Here is a 10,228-nt window from a genome sequence, read left to right as displayed (position 1 = left end):
ATCAAGTTAGGAAATGATGTGATGAAGAAGTTGCTTATCTTTTGCAGTTTGATGGTCTTATTTAAGTCGGCCCTTGCTCAGTTTGCTAACGCAGACGGAGCTTATGTTTCTAATGACGTTCATTTGCAAGTAATTGTTCTAGAAACAGATAAGGGGACTGTCGCGGCCTCAACAAGCGTGACTCGTGGGGCGTGCGCTGGTGAAATCGCTGGATTAGGGAAAATCACGGAGAAGAAAATGGTTTTCTCTCCATATGCGAAAGAGCCGGGTGGTGAGGCATGCCTAGTCACCGTTGAATTTGATGCAAAGTTTCAACGTGGACGTATTTTCGCCAATGAAAGTTGCACGATCTATCATGGTGCTTCTTGTAGCTGGGAAGGACAGACAATTTCTAAAGAAAAGCCTAAAAAATAGTCGCTACAGATGCGTTCGGCAATGCGCTCGGGAGCAGCCTGGCTGATCTCGTCAATCCGCAATCCGGCGGCACGCAAGAAACTAATGGTACGACCAAACCAATCTCCCGAGAACAGGTGGAGCGCAATACATATGGCGGTATGACCTCCCGTCAATTATTTGCTGGAGATAAGGATTGGATGGGCACGCTGGGCGTGTATGACGCTCCTTACGGCGATAACGGTAACGACGACCGCACTCCAAATTACCAAGCACCAATCCCACAGACCATTGTTAATTCTGGCAACGTGGATCAGCGATTGAATGTGATCTTCGGCCTGACGCCAAAGAATATTGGCACGCCGCTGCCAACCAATGACGTCGTTGCTCAGCAAACGGCCGATTTTGGTGCAGGTATTTGGGACGGTATCAAGGCGATCCCGGGTGGTGTATGGAACGGCTTGGCGACTGTCGCTGACGGCTATCGTGGCTTGGCTTATCTGGCTACCGGAAACATCAGCAGCTTCCAGCCGCGTTCCAATGTCACGCTGGGCGGCATTGCCAAAGGCATCGTGGACAATAGCCCTGTTGGCGTCCTGGGTGCCATGTTCGACGATAATTATCGAGCTGCTGGCAGTCGCTTTACTGGCACTGTTGCTGGCTTGGGTACGAGCTACGCGAGCCCATACCTGACCAAGATCCCAGGCATGAACTATGATGTCGGTGCATTGGCAAGCAAAGCTGCTTGGTCATTAGGAGAGCATGCGTCCGCGATGATGGAGTCCTGGCTTGATAGAACCGGGATGCGGATGTATGCGGTACCTAGAGATAATTTTAACTATGGCTCCTATCTGCGTGACCGGGTTGGCCCAGCTCCTGAAGACATGATAGATCCGCATGCCCACCATATCCTTTTCAAAGAGGGTAATGGGGCCGCGCAAAAGGCGCTGGTGCAAGAAGGTCAGGAAATCTTAAGACGCTATGATATTGACCCGATACTTGGCACCGAAAATTTAACTTGGGCACCAAATCGTGTCGTGGGACAGCATTCTTTCGATGCTTTGCAAAACGTAGTCGATAACCTTAAGACTATCGATCAGTTTGGAGGTACACGTGCAGACATGGTGCAAAAACTTCAGGAATTAGGACAGCTCGCTGCACGGAGAAAATGAAAATGAAATTGAAAGAAACATACGATGCCATAAAGTCGAACGATACGGCTCAGGCACTTTTCTTGATCAGAGAAGACCATGCATTGATTAATGCACAGACCCCTTTTGGGCCATTGCTTCATGTGGCTGCTGCTGCCAATAATTTGGAGGTTATGCGGTTGCTCCTTGACTGCGGTGCCGACGTCAATGCGCGCGGTGGTACGTTTGGAGGGAACGCACTGAACTACGCGGCTTCCACGGGTCAAATCGAAGCGGTCAAATATCTACTTAAAAGCGGGGCTGAAATGGATGTTAGTGAGCCGGAAAAAAACCCTCTTTTTGGTGCGATCTATTGTGGCAGAAAAGATATCGCTAAGGAGTTGATTGAAAACGGCATCAGGACCGATATTCGCTATACCGGTGAATCGATGAAGGAAATGGATGCAAAAGCCTTCGCTGTAGAGCGAGGCGAGTTGGACATTGCACGTTTGTTAGACAATCACGTCTAAATTGTCTAAATATGCATTTTCTGCTTGGCACGCATTGCTACAGATGCGTTTGGGTATGCACTGGGCAGCATCTTGCTGAAAACAGGGAAGAGGAACACCGCCGCGTTATCGGTCTTGATGCGCTTGGGCTTGTCATATTTTTCAATCGCCATCAGCACTTGTTGCATGAGCGCGGCCGAGGTTTGCTCCACCATCCGGGTCATGACCAGGTTAGGTCGTGTGCCGTGGTCATGATGTCGAAGATGAAGTGTTCCGTGTCCTGGCATCGGCCTTGCGCACTGTGCCCGGGCACGCCGTCATGCCACTGACGGCATGCAGGCGGTTGAACTCCGTGGCGATCCCGCAGTGACTACCTCCCCAGCCGCGTGCAGGAGGTCCTGTGAAAACGCGGAAGAGCAAAGCCTCTCAGCTTGCCAGCTCGGTCTCCTCCGCGTAGCGCAGCACGCTGGAGTGCTGACGGCAGAACCTGGTCGCAGCCTTGTAGCCGATATCGAACAGCAGCTGCATGTTGGACGTGGACCAGTCCATGGTGTAGGGCAGGTGCTGTTCCGGCACTGCCGCCATCAGCTCGAGCTTGAGCAGGCGCCGCTTGGGCAGGCCGGTTTTGCGGTCGGTGTTGTGCTCCAGCTCGAACAGCCGCAGCTGGTTTTGCGATACCTTCACCAGCGGCGTGATCATCGAACCCACCCAGGCGTCGTACAGGTTGCGCGGCTTGCGCAGCAGGCGTTCGTCGCCGAGGATGTCGAGCACGATCAGGGTGTCGGTGTCGTGGTGCTCGCCCTTGCCTTCGATGAAGGGATCGAAATTCAGTGTCTCCAGCGCGGCGCCCTCGATATAGTCCTCGCCGTCGATTTCCGTCGGCGCATACAGGAACGGGAAGGATAGCGCGGCGCGCACATGCTGCGCCTGGATTTCCCGCTTGTCCCAGATCTGCATGCGGTGCTGGTTCAGGTTGTAGGCGTTGATGTAGAACTCGGGCTTCATCCGCGCGATGGCCGAAAAGTCGACGGCGCCTTCCAGGAACGGCGCGTGCGCGCACAGCCCCAGGCTTTTTGCCGACAGGTTAGACGGCGACATGGTCGACATCATCAGCTGGGTCCAGTCGGCCCAGGGCACGCTGCCGTTGGCGAACAGGTTTTGCATGCCCGGGAAGGCCGGACCGGCGGCGGGCTGGTTGAACGTGCCGCGGAAGGCGTCGGCTTCCTTGCCCGGCTTGTGGAAGATCTTGTAGTTGACCGGCATCATTTTGTAGATGCTGTCGGCCACGCCGGCGTCGGCCCAGCGCTTCAGCGCCTGGCGCGGCGATCCGTCCAGCGGCGCCGTGTACAGCAGTCCCATCAGGACCCCGGCGCCCGAGGCGGAGATCACGTCGAACTCCACTTCCTGGTCGAGAAAAGCTGCCAGCGCTCCCGCGATCAGCGGCGAATTCGGCGCGCCGCCACCGAGGACCAGGCCTGTTTTCTTCGTTACTTTGAGTTGAGTCATGAGGATTCTCCATGTTGCGATGCAGCAGAAGCTAACATGAATGATTCCGTACGGCAACTTTTTTTAACTGATGAGGGATATTCGGGAGAACCATAATGATGCTGCCGGCATTGTCGGGGAAACAAGGCCGGCAGCTCGTTGATGGCGTGCTCAGCGCTGCGGCAGCGGGTAGGTGGCGACGCTGACGTTGCCGTCCTTGTCGACCGCCTGCACGCCGAACAGGAAGTTGTCTTTCGAGCGCTTGATGGTGTACTGCGTGGTATTGCCGACGAAGACGGCGCCCTGCCACTGCGCGGCCGTGGTGTCGCGCCACACGATGCGGTAGCCGGCCAGGTCGGGCTCCTTGTTGGCCTGCCAGGTCAGCTCGGTATTGTTGTCCAGCTTGGCCGTGCGCACCTTGACCTGCTGCGGCGCGGCCGGCGCTAGCGCCAGCGAGGACAGCGACGCCGCGTTCACCCGCGCCACCTGGGCGATGTAGTTGAAGTCGTCGTATTCCGGCAGGTCGCCGATTTTCTTGCCGCCTTCCTCGCGCAGGTCCTGGTGCTGGTGGTTGAAGTCCTCGTTCGGCTCGGTGAAGCGCACCGCCGCATAGCCGCGGTCGAGGAAGGGGCTGTGGTCGCCGCCGCGCAGGTAGCGGTCGCGCCGGTAGATCACGTTGACGGCGAATTTGTCGACGTAGCGCTCGCCCGTTTCCTTGATGTGGCGCGCCAGCTGGCGGGTGACGCTATCGTTCTCGCCGCCGGTGGCCACCAGCGCGCGGTTGGCGTCGGACATCTCCTTGACGGCCGGGACGCCCTCGGCGAACAGGCGCACCTGGGTATTGTCGACATGGCCGTCGTCGGCGCGCGAGCTGCCGATGATGTCGTTGTTGAGCATGCCGGCGATGTTCCAGTTCTTCTGTTTGGCCTGCTCGGCCCAGTGCTCGGCGCCGAACAGGCCCTGCTCCTCGGCCGCCACCGTCATGAAGACCAGGGTGGCGTCGAACTTGTGGCGCGCCATCACGCAGGCCATCTCCATCACGGCGGCGGTGCCGGAGGCGTCGTCGTTGGCGCCGGGCGCGTCGCTGGTGGCGTTCATGACGTCGGTCACGCGCGAGTCGTAGTGGCCGCTGACCACGTACATGCGGTCCACCGATTCGGCCTGGGTGCCGGGCAGGGTGGCGACCACGTTGACGATCTCGGTCGGATGGCTCAGGCGCGGCATGACCGGATGCACGTGGCTGTCGTAGCCGACCTGCAGGCGGCCGCCGGCGGCCGCGCCGCAGCGTTCCAGTTCGCTCTTGATCCAGCGCCGCGCGGCGCCGATGCCGCGCGTGTCGGAGACGGTGTCGGACATGGTGTGGCGGGTGCCGAAGCCGACCAGCTTGCGCACATAGCCTTCGATGCGCTGCGGCGAAATCTCCTTGACGATCTGGTCGATCTGCGCCTGGTGGGCGGCGATGTTGGGCTCCGCGTCGGCCGCGTAGGCGCCGCCGGCGCACAGCAGCAACGCGGCCGGCAGGGCAAGTTTATGCGAGAACTTCATGTGTTTCCTTGTATCGGTCATGGGGTGGATCAGAACTTGTAGGTCGCGTTCAGGTAAACGTAGCGGCCGTTGACGTCAGCATAACTGAGGTCGTAGCCGCCGACAAAACTCGGCGAGTAGTTGGTGTAGGGCGGGTTGCGGTCGGTCAGGTTCTTGACGCCCAGTTGCAGGCGCGTCGACTTGAAACCGGTGTAGCTGAGCTGCGCGTCGAAGGTCTGGTAGGCGTCGACCTTGTGCAGCGCGGCGGCCGACTTATTGCCCGGGATGTCGTTGTAGCCCTGCTGGAAGTTCTGCGTCAGCGAGGCGCTCCAGTCCTTGCGCGCGTAGGTGGCGCTGGCGTTGTGCTTCCAGCGCAGGATCACGCCGTTGGCGGCGGAGCTGGCCTGGTTGATGGAGCTGGTGTAGCTGCCGTCCGGCCCCTGCACGTCGTACTTGCTCATGTAGGTGCCGGACAGCTGGAAGGTCACCTTCTGCGCCGGCGCCAGGCGCCAGTCGTACTTGCCGTCGATGTCGATGCCGGCCATCTGCGTCTTGAACAGGTTGGCGTTGGTCTGCAGGATGGCGGTGATGGCGCCCAGGCCGCTCGGGTTGGACGGATCGGCCGGGCCGCGGCGGATGTAGCTGGCGTACTGCTGCTCGCGCGCCGCCGTGCCGAGGATGTAGGTGGCGCTGAGGCCGCCGCCGACGATGGCGTTCTTCAGGTTGACGCGGAAGGCGTCGATCGACAGCGACATGTTCTTGACCGGCTCCAGCACCGCGCCCACGGTGAAGGACTGGGATTTTTCCGGCTTCAGGTCGGGATTGCCGCCGGTGATGGTGGGGAACTGGTTGTTGCAGTCGGTGGGCAGGCCGGTCTTGGTATCCGGGCAGCGCAGGATGTCGCGCGTGCCGTTGGCCGTCACGCTCGACGCCTGGGCGGCGTACAGGTCGGTCAGCGACGGCGCGCGGAAGCCGGTGCCGGCCGAGCCGCGCAGCAGCACCGATTCGGTCGGCTGCCAGCGCAGCGAAGCCTTGGGATTGACGGTGTCGCCGACGTTCTGGTAATTGTCGTAGCGGACCGCCAGGTCGGCGTCGAGCTTTTTCAGCAGCGGCACGCTGAGCTCGACGAAGGCCGACTCCACATTGCGCCGCGCCGACACCGGCAGCTGGTTGCCGCCCTGGCCGGCGATGTCGCCGGTCTGCACCGCCAGCGACGGGTCGTAGGCGAATTTTTCCTGGCGCGCCTCGGCGCCGAAGGCCACGTTCATCTGGCCCGCCGGCAAGGTCGCCAGCTCGCGCGTGGCGGTGGCGTTGATGCTGGTGATCGAGGTCTTGGAGCGGTACACGGCGCCGACGAATTCGGCCGCCTTGGCCGCGTCCAGCGCCGCCTTGTCGGTGGTGTCGCCGAAGGGATTGATGACGCCGCTGTCGAGCAGCGGCATGAGCTTCGAATACTGCGGGAAGCCGGAATACAGCAGCTCCTTGACCTTGCTCTCGCTGTACAGCAAGCCGCTGTCGTAGTCCCAGCCGGCCAGCTTGCCGCGCACGCCGGCCACGACGCGGGCCGCGTCTGACTGATCGGTCTGGTTGCGCACGCCGTTGGCCATGTCGCGGTAGCTGATGATCAGCGGCTGGCCGGCCAGGCCATTGGCGGCGGCAAACGCCTGCGGATAGTAGGGGCTCGACGGCGGCAGCAGGAAGGCGCTCGGATATTGCGCGCCGAAGGTGGCGGTGAACGGCTTGGTGGCCAGGCTGGGATACTTGGTCGCGACCAGGTTGGCCAGGTAGGCGTTGTAGGGATTGCTGGCCGGCAGGTTGGTGTTGAAGGCGATCGGCACCGCCTGGGTCTGCGTCATCGTGCGGCTCTGGCTGTAGGCGCTTTCGAAGTAGGCCTCGGCGTCGGCCGACAGCGTCTTGCGGCCGTTCAGCATCAGGTTGGCGTGCGTCGATCCCGGCAGGATGGAGACGTAGGGGCTGTTGTCGAAGCTGCAGATGGTGGGCGTGTACGGCGACACCTGCGACATCGGGCCGCAATTGGCCAGGTTGGGGTTCTTCAGCGCGCCAGTGGTCGGAATCCTCACATTGGACGGGAAGGCGATGTTCGACAGCAGGTCGTTCTGCTGGCCGACGTTGAGGCGCGACGCGTAAGGCCGGTCGGCGCCGAGGATGGCCTGCACCGTCTGGTAGTTGGCGCCGAAGGTGACGTTGTAGCTGTCGTCGCCGATGCCGGCCAGCACGGAGAAGCGCTTCTGGCCGCCGTGCGGCCCGGCCACGACGGGCGCGCCGTAGATGGCGTTGAGTTCGACGCCGGTGAAGTCCTTGCGCAGGATGAAGTTGACCACGCCGGCGATGGCGTCGCTGCCGTAGACGGCGGAGGCGCCGTCCTTCAGCACCTCGACCCGTTCGATGGCCGACAGCGGAATGCTGTTGACGTCCACCGAGGCGCCGGCCAGGCCGCCGGAACCGCCGCCGTAGACCGAGGCGCGGCGGCCGTTGATCAGCACCAGCGTGCGCGCGCTGCCCAGGCCGCGCAGCGACAGCGCGGCGATCGAGCCGGTCTGGGTGCCGGCCGCGGCGGAGGTGCTGACGCTGCCGGCGCTGCTGAAGGCGCTGATCTGCTTGACCAGTTCCTCGGTGGTGGCGGCGCCGGTGCGCTCGATGTCTTCGCGCTTGAGGATCTGCACCGGCAGCGCGGTCTCGCCGTCGATGCGCTTGATGGAGGAACCGGTGACGACCACGCGTTCCATTTTCGGCGCCTCGGTGTCGGCTTGCGCGGCGGCCAGGTGCGACAGCATCAGGCCGGAGCCGAGCACGGTGGCAACTGCGTAGGCGGATTTGGATATTTTTAATCGCGATGCGGACATGCTTGACTCTCCCAGATGGCTATATGAATGAAATGAATGCAAAGATTGTAGCTGGTGAAATCAACAATATTTTGCTATATTTGTTCTGTGGGAAAGTAAATTTGCGTAATAAATCCTATGCTTTTGACGAGGGAATGAAATGGATGTGCTGAAATGAAATTGGACCGCATCGATATGAAGATACTTGAGGCGCTGCAGGAAGATGCAAGGCTTTCAAGTGCCGACCTGGCCGAACGGGTATCGCTGACGACCTCGCCGTGCTGGCGCCGGGTCAAGCGGCTGGAGGAGGAGGGGGTGATACGCGGCTACCAGGCACGGCTGGATTCCCGCAAGCTGGGCTACCAGGTAACGGCCTTCGTCCACATTTCGCTGGAGATGAAGGACACCGCGAACCTGCAGGTCTTCGAGCGCGCGGTGGCGGCGATTCCGCAGGTGCTGGCCTGCCACCGCATCTCCGGCCGCTACGACCACCAGCTGATGGTGGTGGCGGAAGACCTGGCGGCCTACGGCGTGTTTGCCGAAGCCCACATCAACGGCCTGCCCGGCATCAAGGAGATCTACACCTCGTTCGTGCTGCACGAGGTCAAGGCGCCGGTCAACCCGCCGCTGCCGCAGTCTTAGCTGAACAGCACCGGCAATTCCTGCGCGCGCTTGCGCAGCAGGTTTTTCGCCTCTTCGTATTCGGGATAGATCAGGCCCACCGTGTTCCAGAACTGAGCGCTGTGGTTCATCTCCAGGATGTGCGACAGCTCGTGCGCGATGACGTAGTCGATCAGCGGCAGCGAGAAGTGGATCAGCTTCCAGTTCAGGCGGATCTTGCGGTCCACCGTGCACGAGCCCCAGCGCGTGCCGGCCGACGACAGGCCGAACGAGTGGTAGCGCACGCCCAGCCGCGCCGCGTACAGGTCCAGCCGCTGCTCGAACAGCAGCTTGGCCTCCTGCTGGTACCAGGCCTTCACCCGCTCCTTGAGCAGCGTTTCGGTGGCGCCGGGAATCAGCACCATCGACAGCTCGCGCGTGGCCGGGTTGTAGCTGGTGCGGTTGCGGCCGCCGACCAGCAGCCGCAGCGTGATGTCGGCGCCGAGATAGGGCAGCTGCGCGCCGTCGTTCCATTCCACCGGCGGCTTTTCCAGCCGCGCGGCGCGGCGTTCGCGCCGTTCCTTCAGCTTGTCCAGGATCCAGTGCTGCTTGGTGCGGATGGCGTTGTCGATTTCGGCGATGCTGATGCGCTTGGGCGCGGTCACGCGCAGGCCGTCGTCGTCGATCATGAAGCCGATCGAGCGGCGCGTCGAGCGGCGCAGTTCATATTCGAGTATGAATTCGCCGACCATCAGCTGGCGCTTGGGCGGCTGGTCGGTCGGCGGCGCCACCAGTGCGCGCGGCTTGACGGGAACGGCGGTTTGCGGCGGATCGACGTAGGGAGAAACCGGCGCCGGAGCATTCGAGGAAGAGGGGGATGGAACCGACCATACCGGCGCGGTGTAGACAGCTTTGGGAGAGGACTGCGCCTCCCGTCCAAACAGGTCCAGTTGGCTGGCGTCGCTGGGCGACGCCGGCTTCACCAGCGTGGCCAGATCATCTAGCCAGCGTTGTAGGCGTGGGGCGAAATGACGCGCATTTCTGATTCTATCCAATTTTCCACCTGTTGCATCATGCCGTCCGGGGTTTGACCTTCCGGAGAAATCGGTTTGCCTATCGATACTGTAACAAGCCCTGGGCGTTTGATGAAAGAATTTTTTGGCCAGCACTCGCCGGAGTTGTGCGCAATCGGTACAACCACCGCGCCGGTCTCGATGGCGAGACGCGTGCCGCCGCTTTTATACTTGCCGGCCTGGCCGACGGGAATGCGCGTCCCTTCGGGGAACATGATAATCCATTGGCCGTCGGCGAGGCGTCGCTTACCGTGGCGCACCACGTGCGCGAACGCGTGCTTGCCCTGCTTGCGGTCGATCGGGATCATGCGCAGCAGCGCCATCGCCCAGCCGAAGAATGGAATGTACAGGATCTCTTTCTTGAACACGAACACCAGCGGGCGCGGCAGGTTGGGCAGCAGGAAGATGGTCTCCCACGCCGACTGGTGCTTCGACAGCACGACGGCCGGCGCGTCCGGGAAATTTTCGGCCCCCTTGATCTGGTAGCGGATGCCGCAGATGACCTTGAGGCACCAGATCATGAACACGTTCCAGCGGGAGGTGACCCAGAACCGCTGGTTGTACGGCAGCGGCGCTGCCAGGAAGCATACGCAGGCCCAGACGATGGTCGATACCACCATGACGATGGTGAAAATCAGGGAACGCAGAAACAAGACGGGATGACCCAATGC

10 protein-coding genes are annotated in these 10,228 nt (G+C 61.3%); 4 read left to right on the top strand and 6 right to left on the bottom strand.

Annotated elements, in window-relative coordinates; genetic code table 11:
• Positions 1–21 precede the first annotated feature (21 nt).
• The 3 genes from ACSQ3S_RS29410 (at position 22) to ACSQ3S_RS29400 (ending at position 2,053) form a co-directional block, all read left to right on the top strand.
• A complete protein-coding gene (locus ACSQ3S_RS29410; RefSeq protein ID WP_436144596.1) occupies positions 22–414 on the top strand; it encodes a hypothetical protein in 393 nt (130 codons plus the stop codon).
• 116 nt (positions 415–530) lie between these two features.
• Positions 531–1,565: a hypothetical protein gene (locus ACSQ3S_RS29405; protein ID WP_436144595.1), complete on the top strand. Its 1,035-nt coding sequence runs from the start codon at positions 531–533 to the stop codon at positions 1,563–1,565.
• Between the two features lie 2 nt (positions 1,566–1,567).
• Positions 1,568–2,053, top strand: coding sequence for an ankyrin repeat domain-containing protein (locus tag ACSQ3S_RS29400; protein ID WP_436144594.1), 486 nt, complete (start codon positions 1,568–1,570; stop codon positions 2,051–2,053).
• A gap of 5 nt (positions 2,054–2,058) precedes the next feature.
• Here the strand turns inward: ACSQ3S_RS29400 and ACSQ3S_RS29395 are convergent, their stop codons facing one another.
• The 4 genes from ACSQ3S_RS29395 to ACSQ3S_RS29380 form a co-directional block, all read right to left on the bottom strand.
• The gene (locus ACSQ3S_RS29395) at positions 2,059–2,256 is read right to left on the bottom strand and encodes a hypothetical protein (RefSeq protein WP_436144593.1); all 198 of its coding nucleotides are present in this window, start codon (positions 2,254–2,256) and stop codon (positions 2,059–2,061) included.
• 202 nt (positions 2,257–2,458) lie between these two features.
• The gene (locus ACSQ3S_RS29390) at positions 2,459–3,538 is read right to left on the bottom strand and encodes a patatin-like phospholipase family protein (protein WP_436144592.1); all 1,080 of its coding nucleotides are present in this window, start codon (positions 3,536–3,538) and stop codon (positions 2,459–2,461) included.
• A gap of 150 nt (positions 3,539–3,688) precedes the next feature.
• Complete coding sequence (locus ACSQ3S_RS29385; protein ID WP_436144591.1) at positions 3,689–5,062, bottom strand: M28 family peptidase; 1,374 nt, start codon at positions 5,060–5,062, stop codon at positions 3,689–3,691.
• Between the two features lie 29 nt (positions 5,063–5,091).
• The gene (locus ACSQ3S_RS29380; protein ID WP_436144590.1) at positions 5,092–7,905 is read right to left on the bottom strand and encodes a TonB-dependent receptor; all 2,814 of its coding nucleotides are present in this window, start codon (positions 7,903–7,905) and stop codon (positions 5,092–5,094) included.
• A 153-nt stretch (positions 7,906–8,058) separates the two neighbouring features.
• Between ACSQ3S_RS29380 and ACSQ3S_RS29375 the strand changes: the two genes are divergently transcribed.
• Positions 8,059–8,526, top strand: coding sequence for an Lrp/AsnC family transcriptional regulator (locus ACSQ3S_RS29375; RefSeq protein WP_436144589.1), 468 nt, complete (start codon positions 8,059–8,061; stop codon positions 8,524–8,526).
• On the opposite strand, the gene ACSQ3S_RS29370 is transcribed toward ACSQ3S_RS29375, so the two are convergent.
• Entirely contained in the window at positions 8,523–9,467 is a 945-nt protein-coding gene (locus ACSQ3S_RS29370; RefSeq protein ID WP_436144588.1) for a M48 family metallopeptidase, read from the bottom strand. The genes ACSQ3S_RS29375 and ACSQ3S_RS29370 overlap by 4 nt on opposite strands.
• 17 nt (positions 9,468–9,484) lie before the next feature.
• The gene (locus ACSQ3S_RS29365; protein WP_436145093.1) at positions 9,485–10,177 is read right to left on the bottom strand and encodes a lysophospholipid acyltransferase family protein; all 693 of its coding nucleotides are present in this window, start codon (positions 10,175–10,177) and stop codon (positions 9,485–9,487) included.
• Positions 10,178–10,228 lie beyond the last annotated feature (51 nt).

This window comes from Duganella sp. LjRoot269 (assembly GCF_964254095.1).
Classification (GTDB): domain Bacteria; phylum Pseudomonadota; class Gammaproteobacteria; order Burkholderiales; family Burkholderiaceae_D; genus Rugamonas; species Rugamonas hordei.
The sequence above is the reverse complement of the archived record's forward strand: the minus strand, read 5'-3'. Positions and strand labels throughout refer to the sequence as shown.

Excerpts from the sequence above, each read along its gene's own strand:
- ACSQ3S_RS29380 (WP_436144590.1), bottom strand. The coding sequence starts at position 7,905 with ATGTCCGCATCGCGATTAAAAATATCCAAATCCGCCTACGCAGTTGCC.
- ACSQ3S_RS29365 (WP_436145093.1), bottom strand. The coding sequence starts at position 10,177 with ATGGTGGTATCGACCATCGTCTGGGCCTGCGTATGCTTCCTGGCAGCG.
- ACSQ3S_RS29390 (WP_436144592.1), bottom strand. The coding sequence starts at position 3,538 with ATGACTCAACTCAAAGTAACGAAGAAAACAGGCCTGGTCCTCGGTGGC.
- ACSQ3S_RS29385 (WP_436144591.1), bottom strand. The coding sequence starts at position 5,062 with ATGAAGTTCTCGCATAAACTTGCCCTGCCGGCCGCGTTGCTGCTGTGC.
- ACSQ3S_RS29395 (WP_436144593.1), bottom strand. The coding sequence starts at position 2,256 with ATGACCCGGATGGTGGAGCAAACCTCGGCCGCGCTCATGCAACAAGTG.
- ACSQ3S_RS29375 (WP_436144589.1), top strand. The coding sequence starts at position 8,059 with ATGAAATTGGACCGCATCGATATGAAGATACTTGAGGCGCTGCAGGAA.
- ACSQ3S_RS29410 (WP_436144596.1), top strand. The coding sequence starts at position 22 with ATGAAGAAGTTGCTTATCTTTTGCAGTTTGATGGTCTTATTTAAGTCG.
- ACSQ3S_RS29400 (WP_436144594.1), top strand. The coding sequence starts at position 1,568 with ATGAAATTGAAAGAAACATACGATGCCATAAAGTCGAACGATACGGCT.